Source organism: Leptothrix cholodnii SP-6 (assembly GCF_000019785.1).
GTDB lineage: Bacteria > Pseudomonadota > Gammaproteobacteria > Burkholderiales > Burkholderiaceae_C > Sphaerotilus > Sphaerotilus cholodnii.
In genome coordinates this window covers 4567656-4591631 of the sequence record NC_010524.1, presented here as the reverse complement: position 1 = coordinate 4591631, position 23976 = coordinate 4567656, and the positions used below count along the sequence as shown (strand labels likewise).

Genomic DNA, 23976 nt, shown 5'->3' with positions numbered 1-23976 from the left:
AGCCTGACGATGTGCTGGCCTGTCATCCCGAATTCCCGCACCGGCCCCCCACCGGCACGCGTCGCCGCGCTCGCGCTGGCCGTGCTGGCGCTGCTCGGCGCACCCGCCGTCCGCGCCCAGACCAACCTGCCGGTGCCGGCGACCACCGCGCCGCAGAACGCCACCATCAGCACGCCCGCCGTCGGTCAGATGGTGATCGTGCAGAACGAGAGCGCGCCACGCGCCTACATCGAGTGGCGCGATTTCTCGATCGGCGCGCAGGCCGGCGTGACGGTGCAGCAGCTCAACGGCAGCTCGGTGCTGCTCAACCGCGTGGTGGGCGTGGGCGGCGCGCCGCCGATCAGCCGCATCGACGGCACGCTCGGCGCCACCGGCCAGGTCTTCATCCTCAACCCGGCCGGCATCGTGTTCGGCGCCGGCGCGCAGGTGCAGGTCGGCAGCCTGCTGGCGGCGGCGCTGGACACCTCGACCGGCGGCGCCGACTTCCTGTCCGGCGCGCCGCTGGTGCTCGATGCCTCGCTCGGCGGCGGCGCGCTGAGCGTCGCGCCGGGCGCCCGCATCGCTGCGGCGGCGGGCAACCCCAACCTGCCCGGGGGCGAGATCGTGCTGATCGGCGCCGGTGGCGCAGCCGGGGCGGGCGGCCTGACGATGGACGGCCGCGTCGTCGCCTCGGGCGGCCAGGTGCTGCTGGCGGTGAGCGACGGCACCAGCGTGCCGGCCGCCGGCATCCCGGTCGGCGCCAGCGGCTTCATCACGCTGCAGCTGACCCCGGCCGCGGCCGGCACGCTGGCGATGCACGGCAGCGTCGACGTGGCCGGCGCCGTCAGCACGCCCAGCGGCAACCTGCGCATCGAGGCGCCGACGGTGCAGATCGGCCGCCGCGCGGGCCTGGCCGCCACCTCGGTGTCCTTGAGTGGCGCCAGCGTCACCGCGCTCGGCAGCGCCGGCCCGGGCAGCCTCTCGATCAGCGGCAGCGCCGACGGCGGCTTCGGCATCGACCTGAACAACGTCACGCTCAGCGGCGACCGCATCGAACTGCGTGGCACCTCGCTGCTGACCGATGGCAATGCCGACCTGCTGCCGATCGGCGTGCGCCTGAACGGGGTGTCGATCGACATCGGCGACGGCAGCCTGCTGATCGCCGGGCGCGGCGAGGTGGCGTCGACCTTGTCGCCCGACACGTCCCCGGCGTTCGGCGTGGGCCTGTCGGATCTGTTCGTCACCAGCAACGCCAACGCCGGGCGCTCGGTCACGATCGTCGGCGAGGCGGTCAACTCATCGACCGGCGCGGGCATCGGCGCGGTCAACGACGGCTTCTTCATCATCGCCAGCAACAGCGAGGTCGACCCGTCGGCCGCGAACGTGGTGCTGGCCGGGTATGCCGGCGCGCAGGGTCGCGCCTACGACCTGTTCGGCGCGCCCGACGTGTTCACCACCGGGCGCGTCAACCTGCGCCCCGCCGGTGTCGACGCCGACGGCATCGTGCAGGAACGCCCGGCGGTGCCGATCACGCTCGGCGGTGCCGTCTCGAGCGTGCCGCTCGGCTTCAACCTGCCGTCGGCCTGGCTGCTCGATCCGCGCATCAACCCGGGTGGCAACATCGAGAGCGCCGGCATCGTGGTCGGCTCGAGCGGCCATGTCGGCGCGATCGCGGTGGCGGCCGACGCCCTGCAGGCCGGCATCACGCCCGAGCTGACGCTGCACAACGGCGGCGCCGGCGCGCAGGGCATCCAGCTCGACGGCGGCCTGACGACGACCGGCGCGGTGCGCCAGCTCACGCTGGTCAGCGCCGGTGCGGTGACGCAGACCGGCCCGGTCGCGGTGCAGCAGCTGCTGCTCGCCGGCACGGGGGCGGATGCCACGGTGCAGCTGCTCGACCCCGGCAACACGATCGACCAGATCGGCTTCACCGGCCTGCGCAGCGTGCAGGTGGCGAGCGCCGGGCCGCTGTCGGTGGCGGGTGGCAGCGTGGCGGCCTACGACAGCGCGAGCGGCAGCTTCACCCCGCAGGCCTTCACCACCAGCCTGGCCAGCGATCGCGTGCTGCTGCGTGCCGACGACGGCGACCTGACGCTGCAGCAGGGCATTCGCGCCAGCGCGGCCGGTGGCCAGATCGACCTGGTGGCCGGCGTGCGGTTCCAGAACCCGGCCAACGCCACGCTGGAGGTCGGCGCGGGCGGGCGCTGGCGGGTCTGGTCCGACAGCTGGGTCGACAGCCAGCGCGGCGAGCTGCCCGGTCGCGCCAGCCTGCCCACGCTCTACGGTTGCAGCTACGGCGACGCCAGCCTGTGTTCGGTGTCGCAGATCGCCTTGCCCGAGGCCGGCAGCGGCTTTCTCTACAGCGCGCAGCCGGACCTCGTGATCGTGCCCGACCCGGTCAGCGCGGCCCAGGGCACCTTCCTGCCGCCGATCCCCTACAGCGCGACCGGCCTGGTCAACGGCGACGTGCAGCCGCAGGCCGTCACCGGCCAGCTGGCCAGCAGCGCCGGCCTGCTCAGCCCGCCGGGGCTCTATCCGGCGACGGCGGGCACGCTGCAGTCGCCCACCGGCTACCGGCTCAGCCTGGCGTCGGGCACGGTGCTGCCGGTGCGCATCACGCCGCCCGACCCGCTGCGCAGCGCCTATCCCGACGGCATGGCGCAGCTGCTGGCGGCGTCGGCCTCCGAGACCCACGGCCGCAACCTCGCCACGCCACGCATGTGCCTGGCCAGCGGCCCGGCCCGCACGGCGGCGATCGACGACGCCACGGCCGATCTGCTCGGCCTGGAATGGGGCCGCGTGCGCCAGCAGCCGCAGTTCTCGAGCTGCCTTGAGCTCGATCGTGGTGGCGGCGCCTGTGCCGGTTTCTAGCCGGCGCCGGGGCGAGGGGAACGGGCGCCGGCAGGTGACTTTCGGCAACTGTGCCGGCAGGCCCCGATCGCTACATTGATTTCGCGTTTCTCCCTTCTTCGCGTTTGCACGACCGCCGAGGGTTCATGTCCGACGTCGACATCGAGGCACTGCTGACACCGCTGGACGCCGCCGCGCCCTGCGGCGCCGACCTCGAATACGACGAGTCCTTCCGCGCGATGGAAGAGGCGCTGCGCGGCAAGCCCGAGCAGCAGTACGGCGACACCGTGATCGCCGCCGAAGGCAGCGACTGGCGCCGCGTGATGTCGCTCGCGCTCGCGCTCGGCGCCCGCAGCCGCGACCTGCGGGTGGCCGTCAACCTGCTGCGCGCGCGCCTGCACCTCGAAGGACTTCAGGCCTGCGGCAGCGGCCTGGCGCTGATCCACGGCCTGCTCGATCGCCACTGGCCGCACCTGCACCCGATGCTCGATGCCGACGACGGCAACGACCCGACGATGCGCCTGAACGCGCTGGCGCCGCTGGTCGATCCCGGCGCCGTGCTGGCCGATCTGCGCACGGCCACGCTGGGCGGCCCGCGCAGCGGCATCAGCGGGCGCAGCTTCGAGCTGGTGGCCGGCAAGGCGCTGCCGCGCGAGGGCGAGAACGTGCTCGGCGCCGATGCCTTCGTGCAGGCCCTGCGCGAGCTGGAAGCCCGCCAGCCCGGCTGCGTCGAGGCGCTGCGCCATGTGGCCGCCACCACCGATGCGATCGATGCGCTGCTGGTCGCGCAGGTCGGCACCGAAGGCCCCGATCTCAAGCCGTTGCAGCAGTACACGCAGATGCTGTCTCGCTGGGCGGGGAAGGCGCTGGCGTCGCAGCCCGCTGCGGCCGGCGACGTTGCGGTGGACGCTGCCGTGGACGCCGATCCCGACGCCGCACCGGCCGCTGCCGGCGCGGCAGCCGCGGCGGCGCCCGGCGGCGCCATCCGCAACCGCGAGGACGCCATCCGCCAGCTGCAGCGGGTGTGCGAGTGGATCGAGCTCAACGAGCCGTCCAACCCGGTGCCGCTGCTGCTGCGCCGCGCCCAGCGGCTGATGCGCAAGAGCTTCATCGACATCATCCGCGACCTCGTGCCCGACGGTGTCGGCGCGGTCGAGCACCTGGCCGGGCCGGCCGACCCGTGAGCGGCTCTCGCCCCAATCCCGCCCAACCAACCCGCAGGAGTGACAGCCCATGGCCACCAGCAGCCAGAAATTCATCGCCCGCAATCGCGCCCCGCGGGTGCAGATCGAATACGACGTCGAGACCTACGGCGCCGAGAAGAAGGTGCAGGTGCCGTTCGTGATGGGCGTGCTGGCCGACCTGAGCGGCAAGCCGGCCGAGCCGCTGGCGCCGGTGGCGGATCGCAAGTTCCTCGAGATCGACGTCGACAACTTCAACTCGCGCATGAAGTCGATGAAGCCGCGGGTGGCCTTCCAGGTCGCCAACGAGCTGACCGGCGAGGGCAACCTGGCGGTCGACATCAGCTTCGAGACGCTCGACGACTTCTCGCCCGCGGCGGTGGCGCGCAAGGTCGAGGGGCTGCGCCAGCTGCTCGAGGCGCGCCAGCAGCTGTCGAACCTGATCACCTACATGGACGGCAAGACCGGCGCCGAGGAGCTGCTGGCCAAGGTCATCAAGGACCAGGCGCTGCTGCAGTCGCTGACCCAGGCGGCCAAGCCGGCCGGCACCCCCGAATGATCCCGAGACACGGAGCTGGACATGGCCACTGAAACCTCCCCCGGCGGTGCCGCGCTGCAAGGTGTCGCCTTCGAAGGCGGCGACTTCGCCGCGCTGCTCGACCGCGAATTCAAGCCCAAGACCGACGAGGCCAAGAGCGCCGTCGAACAGGCGGTGATGACGCTGGCGCAGCAGGCGCTGGCGCAGACCACGCTGATCGGCAGCGACGTGATCGGCTCGATCGAGGCGCTGATCGCCGCACTCGACGCCAAGCTCAGCGCGCAGGTCAACGCGATCCTGCACCACGACGACTTCCAGAAGCTCGAGAGCGCCTGGCGCGGCCTGCACCACCTCGTCAACAACACCGAGACCGACGAGATGCTGATGATCCGGGTGATGAACATCTCGAAGAACGAGCTGGGCAAGACCCTCAAGCGCTACAAGGGCACGGCCTGGGACCAGAGCCCCATCTTCAAGAAGATCTACGAAGAGGAATACGGCCAGTTCGGCGGCGCGCCGTATGGCTGCCTGGTGGGCGACTACTACTTCGACCAGAGCGCGCCCGATGTCGAGCTGCTGGGCGAGATCAGCAAGATCTCGGCCTCGGCCCACGCCCCGTTCATCGCCGCCGCCAACCCCGCGCTGATGCAGATGGGCTCGTGGCAGGAACTGGCCAATCCGCGCGACCTGACCAAGATCTTCACCACACCCGAATACGCCGCCTGGCGCTCGTTGCGCGAGTCCGACGACGCACGCTACATCGGCCTGGCGATGCCGCGTTTCCTGGCCCGCGCGCCGTATGGCGCCAAGACCAATCCGGTCGAGGAGTTCGACTTCGAGGAAGACACCGCCAACGCCGACCACAGCAAGTACACCTGGGCCAATTCGGCCTACGCGATGGCGGTCAACATCAACCGCGCGTTCAAGGAATACGGCTGGTGCTCGCGCATCCGCGGCATCGAGTCGGGTGGCGCGGTCGAGGGCCTGCCCACGCACACCTTCCCGACCGACGACGGCGGCGTCGACATGAAGTGCCCGACCGAGATCGCCATCAGCGACCGCCGCGAGGCCGAGCTGGCCAAGAACGGCTTCATGCCGCTGGTGCACAAGAAGAACTCGGACCTGGCCGCCTTCATCGGCGCGCAGTCGCTGCAGAAGCCGGCCGAATACGACGACCCCGACGCCACCGCCAATGCCAACCTGGCCGCGCGCCTGCCGTATCTGTTTGCCTGCAGCCGCTTTGCGCACTACCTGAAATGCATCGTGCGCGACAAGATCGGCTCGTTCAAGGAACGCGACGAGATCCAGCGCTGGCTGCAGGACTGGATCATGAACTACGTCGACGGCGACCCGGCCCATTCGTCCGAAGAGACCAAGTCGCGCCGCCCGTTGGCGGCCGCCGAGGTGGTGGTGGCCGAGGACGAGAGCAACCCCGGCTACTACACCTCGAAGATCTTCCTGCGCCCGCACTACCAGCTCGAAGGGCTGACGGTGTCGCTGCGGCTGGTGTCCAAGCTGCCGTCGCAGAAATCGGCCTGAGGCGCGGCCCGCCGCACCTCGGCGGGAGCGGGTTCCTGCAATCGATCGATTGCGCGCGTGCGCCGGCTGACCGCGGGGCTTGACCCCGCCCGCGGTCCGCACCTGCCGGCTGTGATGGGTGGTCGAACAAGGAGAAATGCATCATGGCTGTAGACATGTTCATCAAGATCGGCGACATCAAGGGCGAGTCGAAAGACGACGCGCACAAGACCGAAATCGACGTGCTGGCCTGGAGCTGGGGCCTGAGCCAGAGCGGCTCGGCGCACATGGGCGGTGGCGCGGGTGCGGGCAAGGTCAGCGTGCAGGACATCTCGCTGACCAAGTACGTCGATTCGTCGTCCACCGCGCTGATCGTGGCGGCCTGCAAGGGCACCCACATCAAGCAGGCCACGCTGACCGTGCGCAAGGCCGGCGACACGCCGCTCGAATACATCAAGATCACGCTCGACGAGGTGATGGTGTCGTCGCTGTCGACCGGCGGCAGCGGTGGCGAGGACCGCCTGACCGAGAACGTCACGCTGAACTTCGCCAAGTTCAAGGTCGAATACACCATCCAGGCCGACACCGGCGGCAAGGGCACCACCAGCACAGCGGCCTGGGACATCCCGGCCAACAAGCCGGTGGGCTGAGCGGCCTCATGCCCGCTTCCTGCGCGGCCTGAAAGGACATCCCCATGGCGCTGGCCGACATGTTCCTGCGCGTCGAAGGCGGCAAGCAGGGCCTCATCAAGGGCGAGGTGGTGCAGCCCGATCACCTCAACGAGATCGAGGTCACCGGCTGGTCGTGGGGCATGGACGGCAGCAGCACGGCCTTCGGCCAGGCCAGCGCGCGCACCAGCCTGCAGGAACTGGTGATCCACAAGCGCGTCGACAGCGCGAGCACCGCGCTGATGTCCGCGCTGCGCAACAACGAGGTCATCAAGAAGGCGGTGCTGTCGGTGCGCAAGGCCGGCGGCGGCGCGGCGGTGGAGTACTTCCACATCACGATCGAGAAGGCCCGGCTGGTGTCGCACCGCGTCGGCAGCGCCGGCGCCCCGGGCGCACACGCACCGCTGGGCGCCGGGGCCGCGAGCGGCCCCGAGCTGCACGAGGAAGTGCGCTTCGCGTTCTGGAAGGTGCAGGTCGAATACCGCCCGCAGGATCCGACCGGCGGCGGGCGCGGCGTCTCGACCTTCGAGACCGAAGTGCAGCAGGCCTGAGCCCCGGACCGCGCCGCGCATCATGGCCCTGCAACCCCTGCGCGAGCGCCTCCAGCCGGCCCTGCTCGACCGCCTGAGCGACGACGATCCCGCCAGCGCGGTCGAGGCCGACGAGCGCCGTTTCATGTCGAAGGCGCAGCTGCGTGCCGCGGTGCTGCGCGACCTCGGCTGGCTGTTCAACGCGGTGCAGCCGCTCGGCGGCGGCGCGGCCGAGACCTGGCCGCAGGCCGGTGCGTCGGTGCTCAATTTCGGCCTGCCGCCGGTGTCGGGGCAGCTGGCGTCGAAGATCGACGTGAGCCAGATCGAGCGCGAGCTGCGCCGGGCCATCCTGCGCTACGAGCCGCGCATCCTCGAACACGACCTGCGCGTGCAGGCGATCGAATCCGACAGCCTGCTCGACAGCCACAACATCATCGAGTTCGAGATCAGCGGCTGGCTGTGGGCGCAGCCGGTGCCGCTGGAGCTGCTGCTGCGCACGCGCTTCGACCTCGAGGCCGGCCAGGTGGCGGTGCACGAGCGCAGTGCCGTCAGCGTGTCGGCCGCTGCAGGCGCTGCGCCGCGGGAGGCTGCCCAATGAGCCGCGGCCTCGATCCCGGCCTGCTGCGCCACTACAACGAGGAGCTCGCCTACCTGCGCGAGATGGGGCTGGAGTTCTCGCGCCAGTTCCCGAAGATCGCCGCCCGGCTCGGCATGGACGGGCTCGAGGTGGCCGACCCCTACGTCGAACGCCTGCTCGAAGGTTTCGCCTTCATGAGCGCGCGGGTGCAGTTGAAGCTCGACGCCGAGTACCCGCGCTTCATCGGCCACCTGCTCGAAAGCGTCTATCCGAACGCGCTGGCGCCGGTGCCGTCGATGGCGGTGATGCGGCTGCAGCCCGATCTGGCCGACCCGGCGCTGGCTCGCGGCGCGCCGGTGCCACGGGGCAGCGCGCTGCATGCCGATCAGCTGCGCAGCCAGAACACGCGCTGCGAGTTCCGCACCGCGCATGCGCTGCGGCTGTGGCCGATCGAGATCGCATCGGTGCAGTACTTCAGCCACGCCGGCGAGCTGCCGGTGGCGCGCCTGCCCGAGCTGCGGCAGGCGGCCGGCGGCCTGCGCATCCGCCTGCGGGCGCACGGCGGGCTGCGCTTCGACCAGCTGCCGATCGACTCGCTGGTGTTCTACCTGGCCGCGCCCGACGAGGTCGCGTACCGGCTGCACGCGCTGATTTTCGGTGCCGGGCTGGGCAGCTGGCTGGCTGCGCCGGCCGCCAACGCCCCGGTCCCTGGCAGCGCCGCGCGCCCGGTCGACCCCGGCCCGGCCGGCGCCGGGTGGCGCGGCGCCGATTCGCTGCAGCCCCTCGGTCATTCGGATGACGAGGCGCTGCTGCCCGTCACCGCGCGCGGCTTCTCCGGCCACCGGCTGGTGCAGGAGCTGGCCGCGCTGCCGCAGCGGTTCCTGTTCGTCGAGGTGGCCGAGCTGCGCGCGCGGCTGGCCCGGCTGGCGGTCACCGAGGTCGACCTGTTCCTGCCCTTCAGCCGCGGCGAACCGGGCCTGGAGGCGCTGGTCGACGCCAGCAGCCTGGCGCTCAACTGCACGCCGGCGATCAACCTGTTCGGCAAGCGCCTCGACCGCATCCAGACCAGCGTGTCGAACTGGGAATACCACGTCGTGCCCGACCGCACACGCCCGCTCGACTACGAGCTGCACAGCCTGGCGAGCGTCGTCGGCCACGGCACCGGCCGGGTCGCCGAGCAGGCCTTCGCGCCGCTCTACACCGCCTGCCACGACGAGGGCCCGGAGCAGCTCGCCTACTACAGCCTGCGCCGCGAGGTGCGCCTGCCGTCGACGCGCCAGCAGGAGCAGGGTGCGCGCTCGTCCTACCTCGGCAGCGAGGTGTTCGTGTCGCTGGTCGACCCGCACAACCTGCCGTATGCCGAAGATGTGCGCCAGCTCTCGCTCACCGGTCTGGTCAGCAACCGCGACCTGCCGATGCTGCTGTCGGGCAGCGGCTGGACGCTCGACCTGCCCGGCCCCGTGCGCGGCGCCACCTGCCTGCGCGGGCCGACCGCACCGCACGCCCGCCTGCCACGCGGCGACATCGGCTGGCAGCTCATCAGCCAGCTCACGCTCAATCACCTGAGCATCGCGGGCGAGGATCCGCAACGCGCCGCCGCATCGCTGCGCAGCCTGCTGATCCACCACGGCTCGGCCGACGACGCCGGCTGGCGCAAGCAGGTCGAGGGCCTGCGCGCGGTCTCGGCGCAGCCGGTGACGCGGCGCCTGCCGATGCCCGGGCCGCTGGCCTACGGGCTGGGCGTGGCGATCGACGTGACGGTCGACGAGCTCGCCTTCCAGGGCGGCAGCGCCTTCCTGATGGGCTGCGTGCTGGAGCGTTTCCTGGCCCGCCAGGCGTCGATCAACAGCTTCACGCAATTGCGGCTGATCGCGCCCGGGCGCGGCACGCTGATGACCTGGCCGCCGCGCGTGGGCAGCGCCGCGGTGATCTGAACCGACCCTCACGAGCGCATCGGTCATGGCCCCGCAATCACCCGATCCCACCGACCTGGCCGGCGCTGCCGCGCAGACGCCGGCCGAGCGTGCGCGGGCCCACCAGCAGTTGCTCGGCGCGCTGGCGGTGCAGCCGTGGCGACACGATTTCTTCCAGCTGCTGCGCTGGGTCGAGGCCCTGCATCCGCAGGCGCCGCGGCTGGGTCGGGCGGCGCGCCCGCGTGACGAGCCGCTGCGCATCGGCCAGGATCCGGAGCTGTCGTTCGCGCCCGCGGCGCTGCACAGCTATCGCGAACAGACGGGCGCGCCGCCGCGCATCGGCCAGCGCTTCTTCGGCCTGTTCGGCCCGATGGGCCCGTTGCCGCTGCACCTGAGCGAATACGTGCGCGAGCGTGCCCGCAGCCTGGGCGACGCCACGCCGCTGGCCTTTGCCGACATCTTCCAGCACCGCGCCAGCCTGCTGTTCTACCGGGCCTGGGCACAGGCTCAGCCGGTGAGCCACCTCGACCGGCCGGGCGACGATGCCTTCGGCCGCTGGCTGGCGTCGCTGGCCGGGCTGGGCGATCCGTCGATGCGCGAGCGCGACCACGTGCACGACCACGCCAAGCGCCTGCACGTGGGCACGCTGGCGCGCGGCCCGCGCAATGCCGAGGGGCTGGTGCGCATCGTCGGCCAGTACTTCAAGGTGCCGGTGCGCATCGAGCCGCACGTCGGCCACTGGCTCGATCTCGAGCGCAGCGAGCGCCTGGTGCTGTCGCGCGGCGGGCGGGCTGCGACCGGGCGACTGGGCCTGAGCGCGGCGGCGGGCTCGCGGGTGTGGGATCGGCAGAGCCGTTTCCGGCTGCACCTGGGGCCGCTCGGCCTGGCGCAGTACGAGCGTTTCCTGCCCGGCCAGCCGGCCCTGCTGGCGCTGCGCGACTGGCTGCGGCTCTACACCGGCCTGGGCCTGGCGTGCGAGCTCAAGCTGGTGCTGGCGGGCCGCGAGGTGCCCGAGGCGCGGCTGGGCGGGCACCGCGGCGGCGGCGCTGCCGCGCGGCTGGGCCGCAGCAGCTGGCTCGGCGTGCGGCGCGTGCCCGCCGATCGACCGCCGCCGCGCGACCGCGCCGACCTCGCCTTCCTGGTCGAGCCTGTCCGTTCCTGCACCGATGCATCGAGGTGAAGCCATGACCGAGATCTCCCGCACGGCCCTGTTCGGCAAGCTCGACCCGCTGGCCTACAAGGCGATCGAAGGCGCCACGGTGTTCTGCAAGATGCGCGGCAATCCCTACGTCGAGCTGCAGCACTGGCTGGCGCAGATCCTCAACACGCCCGATTCCGACCTGCACCGCATCATTCGCCACTACGAGCTCGACAGCGCCGCGCTCGCCGCCGACCTGACGCGCTCGCTCGACCGCCTGCCGCGCGGCGCCTCGTCGATCTCGGACTTCTCGACCTTCGTGCTCGATGCGGTCGAGCGGGCCTGGATCTACGGCTCGCTGATGTTCGGCGAACGCCAGATCCGCACCGGCCACCTGCTGATCGGGCTGCTCAAGACGCCGTCGCTGCGCAACGTGCTGCTGTCGATCTCGAAGCAGTTCGAGCGCGTCAAGCTCGATGACCTGGCCGACCGATTCGCCAGCCTGCTGGCGGCGTCGCCCGAGCAGTCGCAAGGCGCCAGCGACAGCGGTGCCGCACCCGGCGAGGCCAGCGACGCGATCCCGCCCGCGGCGATGGGCAAGCAGGAGGCGCTCAAGCGCTTCACCACCGACCTCACCGAGCAGGCGCGCGCCGGCAAGATGGACCCGATCGTCGGCCGCGACGACGAGATCCGCCAGGTGGTCGACATCCTGATGCGCAGGCGCCAGAACAACCCGATCCTGGTCGGCGAGGCCGGTGTCGGCAAGACCGCGGTGGTGGAAGGTTTCGCCCAGCGCATCGCCCGCGGCGACGTGCCGCCGGCGCTGAAGGAGGTGCAGCTGCTCGCGCTCGACGTCGGCCTGCTGCAGGCGGGGGCGAGCATGAAGGGCGAGTTCGAGCAGCGCCTGCGTTCGGTGATCGAGGAGGTGCAGGCGAGCCCGAAGCCGATCATCCTGTTCGTCGACGAGACCCACACGCTGGTCGGCGCCGGTGGCGCGGCCGGCACGGGGGACGCGGCCAACCTGCTCAAGCCCGCGCTGGCCCGCGGCACGCTGCGCACGGTGGGCGCCACCACCTTTGCCGAGTACAAGAAATACATCGAGAAGGACCCGGCGCTGACGCGGCGTTTCCAGAGCGTGCAGGTCGACGAGCCGGATGAAAAACGCGCCATCCTGATGATGCGCGGCGTCGCCAGCACGATGGAAAAGCACCACCAGGTGCAGATCCTCGACGAGGCGCTGGAGGCCGCCGTCAAGTTGAGCCACCGCTACATCCCGGCGCGCCAGCTGCCCGACAAGAGCGTCAGCCTGCTCGACACCGCCTGCGCCCGCGTGGCGGTGAGCCTGCACGCGACGCCGGCCGAGGTCGACGACACGCGCAAGCGCATCGAGGCGCTCGAGACCGAGCTCGGCATCATCGGCCGCGAGCGCGCCATCGGCATCGACGTGCTGGAACGCGAGGCCGATGCATCGCGCCTGCTGGCCGATGAACGCGAGCGCCTGGCCCTGCTCGACCAGCGCTGGGCCGAAGAGAAGACGCTGGTCGACGAGCTGCTCGCCCTGCGCGCGAAGCTGCGTGGCGGCGTGCGGCCGGTCGAAGGCACCGGCAGCGAACTCGAAGCGGCGGTGGCGCCGGTGGCCGAGGGGGTCGCCGAGCCGGGTCTGAGCGAGGGCGAGCGCGCCGACGCGCTGGCCCGCCTGCGCGAGGTGCAGGCGCAGCTCGCCACGCTGCAAGGCGAGAGCCCGCTGATCCTGCCCACGGTCGACTACCAGGCGGTGGCCAGCGTGGTCGGCGACTGGACCGGCATCCCGGTCGGCCGCATGGCGCGCAACGAGATCGACACCGTGCTCAAGCTGCCCACGCTGCTGGCCCAGCGCGTGATCGGCCAGGACCACGCGATGGAGATGATCGCCAAGCGCATCCAGACCTCGCGCGCCGGCCTCGACAACCCGGGCAAGCCGATCGGCGTCTTCATGCTCGCCGGCACTTCGGGCGTCGGCAAGACCGAAACCGCGCTGGCGCTGGCCGAGGCGCTCTACGGCGGCGAGCAGAACCTCATCGTCATCAACATGAGCGAGTACCAGGAGGCTCACACCGTGAGCTCGCTCAAAGGCGCGCCACCCGGCTACGTCGGCTATGGCGAAGGGGGCGTGCTGACCGAGGCGGTGCGCCGCAAGCCCTACAGCGTGGTGCTGCTCGACGAGGTCGAGAAGGCCCACCCGGATGTGCACGAGCTGTTCTTCCAGGTCTTCGACAAGGGCTTCATGGAAGACGGCGAAGGCCGCGTGATCGACTTCAAGAACACCCTGATCCTGCTGACCACCAACGCCGGCACCGAGCTGATCTCGGCGCTGTGCCGCGACCCCGCGCGCATGCCCGACCCGGAGGGCATGGCGAAGGCGCTGCGCCAGCCGCTGCTGGAGATCTTTCCGCCCGCGCTGCTCGGCCGGCTGGTGGCGATCCCGTATTACCCGCTCAGCGACGAGATGCTCGGGCGCATCGTCAAGCTGCAGCTGGAGCGCATCCGCAAGCGGGTGGAGACGCGCTACAAGATCCCGTTCGAGTATGGCGACGACGTGGTCGAGCTGGTGGTCAGCCGCTGCACCGAGAGCGAGTCGGGCGGGCGGATGATCGACGCGATCCTGACCAACACGATGCTGCCGGACATCAGCCGCGAGTTCCTGAATCGCATGCTCGATGGCACGCCGATCGAGCGGGTGGAGGTGCAGGTCAGCGAAGGCAATTTCGCCTACGGCTTCGGGCCCGACACGGCCGCGCCCGCACGCGATGAACCCTGAGATGTGAAAGGAGCCGATGCCATGACGTTCCCGATCACGGATACCTTGACGCCCGGCGACTTCGATCGCGATTTCATCCAGAAGTACTGGGGCGCTGCCCGCGTCTCGTTCGCCAAGGACACCAGGATGATGCCGCTGCGCGAGGCGATCCTGCAGTCCGGCGACCTGCCCCCGGTGAAGAACGCGGCCCAGCTGGTCGATGACTATTGCGCGATCGCGGCCTTCCTGGCCCGGCCCGCTCTGGTGCTGAAGACGCTGGAGGTGCTGGAGGCCGAGCTCGTGCTGCGCATGAAGAAGGATCAGAAGACCGCCTCCGGTGTCAGCTCGTACACGCCATCGGACATGACCCGCAAGGGCCACCAGATCGACTGCGTCTTCAAGACCCACAAGCTGCTCAGCGGCGCCTTGGCCGAGGTCGAATTCGCCCACGGCTTCAACAACCCGGGGATCCAGTCGCACCTGCACTCGAACGCCTACGTGCTGGCGAAGGGCGAGGGCGGTTTCGTCAACAAGCAATGGGATCCGCAGGAGCGCGGGCGCTCCTCCAAGGATCCGCTGCCGCTGCCCGGGGGGGTGCCGACCTCGATGGGCAACGTGGGCTCGCAGGATTTCAACCGCGTCCTGCTGCGCCACGGCTATCAGTTCAAGGACGTCGGTGCCGGCAACGATCATGGCGAATACAGCCACCGCCTGCAGTGGTACGCGATCATGACCGCCTGCAATGTGACCCACACGCTCGCGCTGGCGAACACGCCGCTGCAGATCTTCAAGAGCCTGGGCTCGGTCTTCACGCGTGGCAACGTCGTTCCGGCGAAGCCGGACATCCATTTCATCTATCTGTGGGAGACGATCTTCGACTGTTTCGTCGACGCCAAGACGGCGCAGGAACAGAAGTCGATCGCCTGGTGCAAGGGCACCTTCAACTCGCCGAACTACCTGAATCGCGAGCTGTGCACGATCAAGGCCGATGCCCTGGCCACGCTGCGGGTGCTGATGAACGTGCGCTACCAGAAGCGCCGCCGCGATGCCGACCTGGCGATCAGCAAGCTGGAGAAGTTGCGCGTCCAGTCCCGGTACAAGATCACCGAGGCCTACTACACGCCGAAGCAGGACAAGGAACGCGCCGGCGATTCGACCGGCCTGCTGGCCTGGTATCTGACGAACTGACGGCCGCGGCGCCGCTGCGGCGGATGAGGTCGATGAACCCGAACGCGCCGATGCCGCGTTCGTTCACACGGAGCACGACATGTCCAGAGACACCGAACAGCAGATCCTCGCCGCAGTCAACGCCGGCAACGCGGTGCCGGGCCCGCTCCTGAACAAGCTGCTGATCAAGATCGGCAAGGACCAGTCCAAGAAGAAGGCCCGCGCGGCCACCGCGGTGACCGAGGCCGACTTCATCGTCATCTACAACAACATGGGGGCGGCCGACCAGGCCATCGTGCGCACGGGGGTCGTCAACTACGTGTCGTCCAGCGCAACGATCAACGGCTACCTGCGCACCGGCCTGCCTGCCACCGCGGCGGCGGCCGCCGCGACGGTGGACGCGATGTTCAACGTCTACGTGGCCGGCGGCCACGACCAGACCGAGCGCATCTCCTACCGCCTGCAGCGCTACACGGCGGGCCAGAACATCCCGTACATGATCAACGCGCCGGCGCCCGTGGGCGGTGTCGGCGGGGTCGTGCCGCCGCACATCATCCCCGGCGACCTGATCCGTGACGATGCCTTCTGGTCGACCTCCGAGAACCGCCAGTTCATTGCACGCGTGCCGAACGTGGCGGTGGGTGACCGCTTCGTCAAGTTCGCCATCATCGGCCGCGGCGGCATCAACATCGCGGCGCATTACACGGCGGGCGGCGGCTGGGGGCCGGCGCCGTCGTACTCCAATGCCAACGAGGCCACGCTCGATTCGGGTCAGCGGCAGGGCGAGCATTACCTCGCCTGGCAGATGCGGCTGAAGGTCAAGTCCCGGCCCGCCGGCCAGGCGGAGATCCTCTACAACCGCGGCACGATCTTCCAGGTCGACCGGGTCCAGATCGTCGGCAACGACTTCCACGTGCAGCTGTCGGTGCCGAACCCGCAGCCCCCGGTGGCCGGCACCAAGAACGCGTTCACCGGGCAATAGCGGCTTGATGCACGGCGTGATGCATCAGACGACGTGAACCGGGCAGAGGACCAACGATGACCGCAGCTTCAACCGCAGTTCCGACGGCCACGCAGCCGCCGGACACCCCCACCGAGCTCAGCCTCACCGACGCCCTGCGCATGGCCATCGAGATGCAGCGCGAGCGGCTCTTCGACGGTGCCGAGACGCTCTACCGGCGCGTGCTCGCGGTGGTGCCCGAGCAGCCCGATGCGCTGCATTTCCTCGGCATGCTGCTGCATCAGCGTGGCCGCAGCGACGAGGGCATCGCGCACATCGAGCGGGCGCTGGCGGCCGAGCCGGCGTATGTCGGCGCGTACAACAACCTCGGCAACATCCACGCCTCGCGCGGCGAGATCGGCAATGCGCTGCTGGCCTATCAGCGCGCGCTGGCGCTGACGCCCGCCGACAGCGCCGAGGCTGCCGACCTGCACAACAACCTCGGCGCGCTGCACAAGGTGCAGCGGCGCTGGGCCGCCGCGCAGTCGCACTACGAACAGGCGCTGGCGATCGACCCGCGCCACGTCAACGCGCACAACAACCTTGGCCTGCTGCATGCTGCGCGGGGCGATCTGGCGTCGGCGATCCGCTGCTATTGCCAGGCGATCGAGCTGATGCCGGGCAACTCGGAGGGCCGCAAGCTGCTGGGCATCACCTACTACACGGTCGGCAAGATCGCCGAGGCGGCCGAGGTGTTCCGCCAGTGGCTGGCCGACGAGCCGGATCATCCGGTGGCGCGCCACATGTACGCGTCCTGCTCGGGCATCCACACGCCCGAGCGGGCGGCCGACAACTACGTCGAATACACCTTCGACCGCTTCGCCGCGAGCTTCGAGCAGCAGCTCAACGAGCGGCTCAACTACCAGGCGCCGCAGCTGTGCGCCGCGCTGCTGCAGCGCCGCCTGCCGCCACCCGCGGCCGAGCTGGTGGTGCTCGACGCCGGTTGCGGCACCGGCCTGTGCGGGCCGCTGGTGGCGCCCTGGGCGCGCACGCTGGCCGGTGTCGACCTGTCGCGCGGCATGCTCGATCAGGCGCAGACCAAGGGCGTCTACCAGGACCTCTACAAGGCCGAGCTGACCGAGTTCCTGCGCCTGTCGCCCGATCAATGGGACGTGATCCTGTCGGCCGACACGCTGTGCTATTTCGGCGATCTGCACGAGGTGATCGGTGCGGCGGGCCGGTCGCTGCGGCCGGGTGGCACGCTGGTCTTCACGGTCGAGGCGCTACCCGATGCGCTCGACCGGCCGTTCCGGCTCGAACCGCATGGCCGCTATGCGCATGCCAGCGGCCATCTGCGTGCGGTGGTCGAGCAGGCGGGCCTCGGGCTGCTCGATCTCGATGCCGTGGTGCTGCGCGAGGAAGGAGGCCAGCCGGTGCACGGCTGGCTGGTGGCGGCGCGGCGGGGTTGAAGGCCGAGCCGCAACGCTGCGGCGGCGGGCGGTGACTTTGGTCGCTTTACCCGCTGCAGGCCACTTCCTACGCTGCGCTGAAGCACGCAACCCGACATGGCCAACCCCATCACCGTCAGCAGCCCCTTGCCGGCGCAGGACTTGTTCTTCGAGTCCATGCGCTACCGCGGCGGCCTGAGCACGCTCGGTGAGCTGGAGCTGGATCTGCTGAGCCCCAAGCCCGGGCTCGATCCGCTGGCGCTGCTGGGCCAGCCGCTGAGTGTCAACGTCACGTTGCATGACGGCAGCCAGCGCCACTTCAGCGGCCTGGTCAGCCGCTTCGGCATGGGCCGCGACCGGCCCGCCGGCGCGGCGCCGACGGGTGCCGCGGCCGGCCAGGGCCGCTACTACGCCTACCGCGCGCGGGTGGTGCCGTGGCTGTGGTTCCTGACCCGCACCGCCGACTGCCGGATCTTCCAGGAGCAGACGGTGCCCGACATCGTCAAGCAGGTGTTCGCCGACCACGACATCGCGAGCTTCGAGTTCAAGCTGTTCCGCAGCTATCGCAAGCTCGGCTACTGCGTGCAGTACCGCGAGAGCGATTTCCACTTCGTCGCCCGCCTGCTCGAACACGAAGGCATCTACTGGTACGTGGAACACGGCGACGGCGCGCACAAGCTGGTGCTGGTCGACGCCATGGGCGCGCACGATGCCGCGCCGGGCTGCCCCTCGCTGCGCTACACCGAGGATCTGGCGCAGGCGCCGCCGGACCAGGAGTTCGTCACCCGCTGGCGTTTTGCCGAGGGCGTCAAGAGCGGCAAGGTGGCGCTCACCAGCTACGACTTCGAGCGCCCGTCCACGCCGCTGGCGGTCGACGCGGTGCGCGAGCGCGACTACCCGCACGCCGACTACGAGGTCTTCGATTTCCAGGGCGACTACATCCAGGCCGCCGACGGCAGCCACTACGCCGACAACGCCGCCGACGCCTTCCAGACCCGCTTCGTGCGCCACCACGCCAGCGCCAACGCGCTGGGTGTGGAGGTGGGCCGGCGGCTGAAGATCAGCAAGCACCCGCGCGACTCGATCAACGCCGAATACCTGATCACCGACCTCGACGTGCACGCGCAGGTGGCCGAACACGGCGCGGCGCAGGCGGTGAGCCGCTTCGATTGCGAGTTCGACGCGATCCCGGCCGAGCAGCAGTTCCGCCCCATGCGGCGCGCCCGCAAGCCCAGCGTGCAGGGGCCGCAGACCGCGGTGGTGGTGGGGCCGGCCGGCGAGGAGATCTTCACCGACAAGTACGGCCGCGTGAAGGTGCAGTTCCATTGGGACCGTTACGGCCAGCGCGACGAGAAGAGCAGTTGCTGGGTGCGCGTCAGCCAGCCCTGGGCCGGCAAGAACTTCGGCTTCATGCAGATCCCGCGCATCGGCCAGGAGGTGGTGGTCGACTTTCTGGAGGGCGACCCGGATCAGCCGCTGATCACCGGCCGCATCTACAACGCCGAGCAGATGCCGCCGTGGGATCTGCCGGCCAACGCCACGCAGAGCGGCGTGCTGAGCCGCTCGTCGCAAGGCGGTGCCTACGGCAATGCCAATGCACTGCGCTTCGAGGACAAGAAGGGGGCCGAGCAGCTCTGGCTGCACGCCGAGAAGAACCAGGACATCGAGGTCGAGAACGACGAGACGCATTGGGTCGGGCATGACCGCAGCAAGACCGTCGACCACGACGAGCAGGTGCACGTCAAGCATGACCGCACCGAGGTGGTCGACCACGACGAACAGATCACCGTTCACCACGACCGCAGGGAACGTGTCGACAACGACGAGTCGATCGGCATCGGCCGTGACCGCAAGATGCTGATCGAGCGCGACAAGACCGAGACGGTCGCGCGCGACAAGGGCATCCACATCGGCGGCAGCCACTCCGAGAGCGTGGGCGGCTCGATGAGCGTCTCGGTGGCGGGCACGCTGACCGAGTCGGTGGGCGTGAACTACGCCGAGACCGTGGGTGGCGCCATGGAAATCACCGTGGGCGCGGTGATGGCCATCACCGTGGGTGGGGCCCTCGCCGAGACGGTGGGGGGATCCAAGTCGGCGTCGGTGGGCTCGGGCAAGTCAGAAACCATCGGCGGCAGCCTGTCGGTGACGGTCGCCAAGGATGTCACCGAGTCGATCTCGGGCAACCGGACCGTGACCGTCCACAAGAACCTTACGCAAGCGGTCAAGGGCGATCAGGTGGTCGAGGTCACCAAGAACGCGTCGGTCAAGGCCAAGAAGATCCAGCTCGTGGCCGACGACGAGATCAGCTTGAAGACCGGCAGCGCCGAGATCACGATGAAGAAGAACGGCGACATCACCATCAAGGGCAACAAGATCACCGTCAAGGGCGACAGCGACGTCATCCTCAAGGGCAGCAAGATCGCGGAGAACTGAACCCATGGCCACCGACCCCGTTCGCCCCCTGCACCCCCGTCTTGCGCCCACGCTTGCCGAACAGGCCCTGGCCTCGGCGGGCGATGTGCGCGTGGGCCGCATCGTCGAGGTGCACGAGGGCCGGCCCTTCGTGGCCTTCGGCGCACTGCACCGTGTGGCCGCCCGCGTGGTGATGCCAGGCTTGCGCGACACGCCGGCCGCCATGCTCGATGGCCAGCCCGTGCTGCTGCTGCTCGAAGACGGGGATCCGGCCTTGCCCATCATCGTCGGCCTCGTCAGCGACACCCTGCCCGGCGCGGGCACGCCGGCCGACGAAGGCTTCGAGGTCAACGGCCGGCGCCTGTCGTTCGAGGGCCGCGAACAGGTCGAACTGCGCTGCGGCCAGGCCTCGATCACGCTGCGTGCCGACGGGCAGGTGATCGTCAAGGGCACCCGCCTGATGAGCCGCGCATCGGAGTCGAACAAGATTCGCGGCGCCACGGTGCTCATCAACTGAACGGGTGCCGCGATGGCCGTCAGCGTCAGCGTCAACGCTCTTTCGGTCGTGCATGCCGGCAGCAGCGGCATCAGCACGGCCTTCCCCGACGTGTGCAAGACACCGGCACCACCCGCGCCTTTCGTGCCGATCCCGTATCCCAACATCGCGCAGTCGTCCGACACCGCCGCGGGTTCGTCCACCGTCAAGTGCGACGGCCATCCGACCTGCGTGAAGGACTCGAACTTCAAGATGAGCAGCGGCGACGAAGCGGGCACCGCCGGCGGCGGCATGGTGTCGAGCAAGATCAAGGGCAAGGCCGAGTTCGTGAACTTCTCGTTCGACGTGAAGTTCGAGGGCAAGAACGTCGCCCGCGCCTTCGACCTGATGCTGCACAACGACAAGAACACGCCGCCCTTCCCCGTGCTGCAGGGCCCGGCCATCGCCATGGGCGGCGACAAGCCGGTGTGCTACGTCTGTGAAGAGCCGATGTGACTTCGCCACCATGCCCGCGCTGATCGCCGCCCACGCCATGCTCACCTCGCTCGGGGCCGACGCCGCCACGTCGTGCGCGTCGGCACGCGCGGGCTTGTTGCGCACGCAGGCGGTCGAAGGCCTGCGTTTCATCGCCTCGACCGATGGTGCGCCAGCGCCGGTGATCGTGCATGCCGTGCCCATCATCACGCAGGGCTTTGAAGGCCTGCCTCGGCTGGAACGGCTGCTGTCGCACGCCTTGGCCGATCTGCGCGAACGCCTGCCGGAGCCGATCGCATCGGGTGACGGGCTGGGGGTCTATCTCTCGCTGCCCTCACCGCTGCGCCACCTGACGGGCCTGGCGCTGTTCGACCAGGACGACCTGCACGCCCTGCAAGCCGCGCGGATCGACGACTTCGGTGGCGAACCCGATCCGGCCGGTGGCGATGCCACGTTTGCACGGCGCCTGCTGGCCAACGCCGCGGCGGCAGCGGGCTTTGCGCGCACGCCCGCACTGCGTGCCGTGTCGCTCGCCGGTCATGCCGGCGGTGCGCAATGTGTGGCGGCGGCCTTGGCTGACCTGGCCGACGGTCACGTCGACTGCGCCCTGGTGGCCGGCGCCGATTCCTTGCTCGGCGAGTCCACCCTCGAATGGCTGGCGAGCACCAGCCGCCTCAAGCTGGCCGACATGCCGGTGGGCTTGCGCCCGGGCGAGGCCTGCGCCGTGCTCGCACTGACGCGCCCCCGGCACGCGGCCGCCGCCGAGAGCTGTTGCGCCATCGGCCAGGTCGAGTTGGGCCACGAAGCGCGCAGCCTGCTGTCGGGGGCCACCTCGGTGGGCGAGGGCCTCTCGCAGACGCTGATGAACGTCGCCCGGGCCGCCGCCTGGGGCCCCACCCACGCGCCCTGGTTCATCCACGACCACAACGGCGAGGTCTACCGCGCCAACGAGTGGGGCCACACGCTGGTGCGGCTGCGGGCCGAGCATGCGGCCATCGATGGCGCGCAAACCTGGCTGCCGGCGGCGAGCTTCGGCGACACGGGGGCCGCCAGTGCCCTCGTCGCTGCCTGCGTGGCGGTCACCGCGTTCGAGCGACGCTATGCCCCGGTGGACCGCGGCGTGATCGTCTCGTCGTCCGAATCGACGCTGCGCGCCGCGATGGTGCTGGGCCGCGTGACGCCGGGCGCCGCCGCAGGAGCCACCCATGGGCGGCCATAACCGGGCGAAGTTCAAGGACGACTTCTGCGCCGTCGCCGCTCAGCCCTCGTGTGGCTGCTCGATCAACGCCGACTATGTGGCCGTGTGCCGACCCAACTGGCCCGACCATGCCTTCGTTCGCAAGATCAAGGGCAACCCGAATCCGCCGCCCAAGTCCTTCGAAGCGCACCACATCCTGTGTGCCGCGTCGGTCGGCGTGATGATTGTCGACGCCGGCGGCAAAGGGGTGGGCAAGCTGGTGGGCGACACCGAGTGGTGCATCAACACCCGCAAGAACATGATCGCGATGCCACTGTGGGGCCACACGGTGAAGTGGTACTGCAACATCCCCGCCGTGACCCTGGGGGCGGCCAACCGCAAGGCACCGCCCTTCAAGAACCTGCCGCAGCACGACTGGGACCACACCGGCAACGGCGGCTACCAGGAAGAGGTGGATGCCGACCTGCGTGACGTGGTCAAGGACCTCAAGAAGGCCGGCCACGACACCAGCACCTTCGATCTGGCCGGCGAACTCGACGCGCTGTCGTCCAAGTTCAAGAGCGCGCTGAAAGCCCGGGGCAAACGCAGCGGCGGCACCCACGCCGGCTGGCAGGCCGGCCGGGCCGCCCCGAACTCGCAGTGGTACGCGCCGTTCTCGATGGCCGCGAGCGTGACCGCCAAGGGCTACCCCAAGCTCAACTTCACGCAGGAAACCATGAACAAGCTGAAGTGGTTGGCCAAGCAGCTCAAGTAAGGACGGTTCGATGGCCACCAGACCTGCTCCCTCCTCGCATGTCGTCTGGGCCCACGACCTCGTCGAGGGCGCGTGTGCGTTGTCGGGCATGACCGGGTTCGACGACGACTGGAAGCTGCTGTACGGCGAGTCGGTCGCCGACGACTTCCCCGGCCAGGCCCGCTTCGCGATGAACCCCGACACCCCGGACGACATCGGCCTGACCGACAGCCTGCGCAACATCGATCGGCTGATCGTCGCGTCACAGGCCTTGCGCGACCTCATCGAGGCGCAGCAGCCCGATGCGGTCGAGTACCTGCCGGTGTCCATCCTCAACCACAAGAAGCGCTTGGTGAAGGCGGCGTACTGCGTCGTGCATCCGATCCACCCGGTGGATTGCCTCGATGTCGCGGCGTGCAAGCCGACCTACGGGCGCATCCAGAAAACCGCCATCAAGGCGGTCAGGCGCCTGGTGATCGATGAAAGCCGCATCCCCGCCGGGCGCCTGCTGTTGCGGCCTGCGGGCTTCACGAAGGTGATCCTCGTGCACCGCAGCCTGGCCGACAGGATCGACGCCGCCGGCCTGACCGGCATGCGCTGGATCGAACTGTCCGACTATCCCGAGGCCTGATGGAACTCGCCGACCACGCCGAGGCACTCGCCTACGACACCGCCTTCTGGCTGCTGGGCTTCGAAGCCGACGAGGGCCACGAGGTCGGGCAGCAGGGCCGCGCCAGCGTCGAGCTGTGCGCCAAGCTGCGCGCGCTCGCGATCATGGCCTTGCTCACCACGGGTGAGAGCGACAAGTTCCTGCACAACCTCGTGCGCAGCGGCCGGGTGCGAGAGGCCTACCTGCGGCGCATGAAGCAGGCCGGCCGCACCGACGACCACCCCCTCGCCTCGGGCCGCATGCACGGGCTGATCGACGCCATCGCCTCGGGCGATCACGCACTGGCCCACCGCATCGCCTGGGCTTCGCCGCGCAGCTTCCAGCCCCGGCGCGAGTACGAAGACGACTTCTGTTGCGCGCAGGTGCTGCATCGCCTGGTGCATGGCGTGCAGGCGGCCAGCGTGTACCAGCCTTTCTTCGAGCGCTACGAGGCCGCGCTCGAAGGCCAGCCGAGCGCGCGCCTCGAGGTGTTGCGCGCCTTGGTGTCACGCGAGCAGGCCCGCTTCGACGCCGCCTTCGAGGCGCTGCTGCAGGAGCGGCACGACAGCCTCGCCGCCGACCTGGCCCGCTGTCAGCTGGAGACACCCCAGGTGGTGGCCGAGCGGCGGGTCTACATCGAAGGCCTGGCCTTGCTGCGCCTGGCGATCGCACAAGGCCTGAAGACCGAGCGCGACTACCTCTACTGCCCGGCCGGCGCGCGACTGCCGATGCGCACGCCGGTGCCCGAGGGGCCGCCTGCCGGATTCGACCCTGACGCGGACGAGGCCTGA

At 70.0% G+C, this 23976-nt stretch carries 20 protein-coding genes; all 20 read left to right on the top strand.

The features are described from left to right. The first annotated feature begins 9 nt into the window (after positions 1 to 9). The 20 genes from LCHO_RS20395 (at position 10) to LCHO_RS22430 (ending at position 23976) form a co-directional block, all read left to right on the top strand. Entirely contained in the window at positions 10 to 2850 is a 2841-nt protein-coding gene (locus LCHO_RS20395) for a two-partner secretion domain-containing protein (protein ID WP_012349088.1), read from the top strand. A 125-nt stretch (positions 2851 to 2975) separates the two neighbouring features. After that, positions 2976 to 4013, top strand: a complete 1038-nt coding sequence (tssA, locus tag LCHO_RS20390) for a type VI secretion system protein TssA (protein WP_012349087.1) — start codon at positions 2976 to 2978, stop codon at positions 4011 to 4013. Positions 4014 to 4062: 49 nt separating this feature from the next. Next, entirely contained in the window at positions 4063 to 4569 is a 507-nt protein-coding gene (gene tssB / locus LCHO_RS20385) for a type VI secretion system contractile sheath small subunit (RefSeq protein WP_012349086.1), read from the top strand. A 21-nt stretch (positions 4570 to 4590) separates the two neighbouring features. Beyond that, entirely contained in the window at positions 4591 to 6087 is a 1497-nt protein-coding gene (gene tssC, locus LCHO_RS20380) for a type VI secretion system contractile sheath large subunit (RefSeq protein ID WP_012349085.1), read from the top strand. Positions 6088 to 6230: 143 nt separating this feature from the next. Then, a complete protein-coding gene (locus tag LCHO_RS20375) occupies positions 6231 to 6716 on the top strand; it encodes an Hcp family type VI secretion system effector (protein WP_012349084.1) in 486 nt (161 codons plus the stop codon). Positions 6717 to 6760: 44 nt separating this feature from the next. Beyond that, the gene (locus tag LCHO_RS20370) at positions 6761 to 7285 is read left to right on the top strand and encodes an Hcp family type VI secretion system effector (RefSeq protein WP_012349083.1); all 525 of its coding nucleotides are present in this window, start codon (positions 6761 to 6763) and stop codon (positions 7283 to 7285) included. Positions 7286 to 7307: 22 nt separating this feature from the next. Next, complete coding sequence (gene tssE / locus LCHO_RS20365) at positions 7308 to 7862, top strand: type VI secretion system baseplate subunit TssE (RefSeq protein ID WP_012349082.1); 555 nt, start codon at positions 7308 to 7310, stop codon at positions 7860 to 7862. After that, positions 7859 to 9775 carry a type VI secretion system baseplate subunit TssF gene (gene tssF / locus LCHO_RS20360; RefSeq protein WP_012349081.1) on the top strand — a complete coding sequence of 639 codons (1917 nt, stop codon included), beginning with the start codon at positions 7859 to 7861 and terminating at the stop codon, positions 9773 to 9775. The genes tssE and tssF overlap by 4 nt, the downstream gene beginning before the upstream one ends. A gap of 25 nt (positions 9776 to 9800) precedes the next feature. Further along, positions 9801 to 10934 (top strand): type VI secretion system baseplate subunit TssG, encoded by a 1134-nt coding sequence (tssG, locus tag LCHO_RS20355; protein ID WP_012349080.1) that lies wholly within the window; start codon positions 9801 to 9803, stop codon positions 10932 to 10934. Positions 10935 to 10938: 4 nt separating this feature from the next. Next, positions 10939 to 13689, top strand: coding sequence for a type VI secretion system ATPase TssH (gene tssH, locus LCHO_RS20350; protein ID WP_012349079.1), 2751 nt, complete (start codon positions 10939 to 10941; stop codon positions 13687 to 13689). Between the two features lie 21 nt (positions 13690 to 13710). Continuing rightward, positions 13711 to 14856, top strand: a complete 1146-nt coding sequence (locus tag LCHO_RS20345; protein ID WP_012349078.1) for a LirA/MavJ family T4SS effector — start codon at positions 13711 to 13713, stop codon at positions 14854 to 14856. A 79-nt stretch (positions 14857 to 14935) separates the two neighbouring features. Continuing rightward, on the top strand, positions 14936 to 15817 hold the full coding sequence (locus tag LCHO_RS20340; protein ID WP_012349077.1) for a hypothetical protein: 882 nt from the start codon (positions 14936 to 14938) through the stop codon (positions 15815 to 15817). A 56-nt stretch (positions 15818 to 15873) separates the two neighbouring features. Beyond that, a complete protein-coding gene (locus LCHO_RS20335; RefSeq protein WP_012349076.1) occupies positions 15874 to 17244 on the top strand; it encodes a tetratricopeptide repeat protein in 1371 nt (456 codons plus the stop codon). 96 nt (positions 17245 to 17340) lie between these two features. Next, a complete protein-coding gene (locus LCHO_RS20330; protein WP_012349075.1) occupies positions 17341 to 19656 on the top strand; it encodes a type VI secretion system Vgr family protein in 2316 nt (771 codons plus the stop codon). A gap of 4 nt (positions 19657 to 19660) precedes the next feature. Continuing rightward, the gene (locus tag LCHO_RS20325; RefSeq protein WP_012349074.1) at positions 19661 to 20152 is read left to right on the top strand and encodes a DUF6484 domain-containing protein; all 492 of its coding nucleotides are present in this window, start codon (positions 19661 to 19663) and stop codon (positions 20150 to 20152) included. A gap of 12 nt (positions 20153 to 20164) precedes the next feature. Further along, on the top strand, positions 20165 to 20626 hold the full coding sequence (locus tag LCHO_RS20320; RefSeq protein WP_012349073.1) for a DUF4150 domain-containing protein: 462 nt from the start codon (positions 20165 to 20167) through the stop codon (positions 20624 to 20626). Positions 20627 to 20636: 10 nt separating this feature from the next. Next, positions 20637 to 21824 carry a hypothetical protein gene (locus tag LCHO_RS20315; RefSeq protein ID WP_012349072.1) on the top strand — a complete coding sequence of 396 codons (1188 nt, stop codon included), beginning with the start codon at positions 20637 to 20639 and terminating at the stop codon, positions 21822 to 21824. After that, positions 21811 to 22557 (top strand): hypothetical protein, encoded by a 747-nt coding sequence (locus LCHO_RS20310; RefSeq protein ID WP_012349071.1) that lies wholly within the window; start codon positions 21811 to 21813, stop codon positions 22555 to 22557. Before LCHO_RS20315 ends, LCHO_RS20310 begins: the two co-directional genes overlap by 14 nt. Positions 22558 to 22567: 10 nt before the next feature. Further along, entirely contained in the window at positions 22568 to 23167 is a 600-nt protein-coding gene (locus LCHO_RS20305; RefSeq protein ID WP_012349070.1) for an imm11 family protein, read from the top strand. Beyond that, positions 23167 to 23976 carry an immunity 49 family protein gene (locus LCHO_RS22430; RefSeq protein ID WP_012349069.1) on the top strand — a complete coding sequence of 270 codons (810 nt, stop codon included), beginning with the start codon at positions 23167 to 23169 and terminating at the stop codon, positions 23974 to 23976. The genes LCHO_RS20305 and LCHO_RS22430 overlap by 1 nt, the downstream gene beginning before the upstream one ends.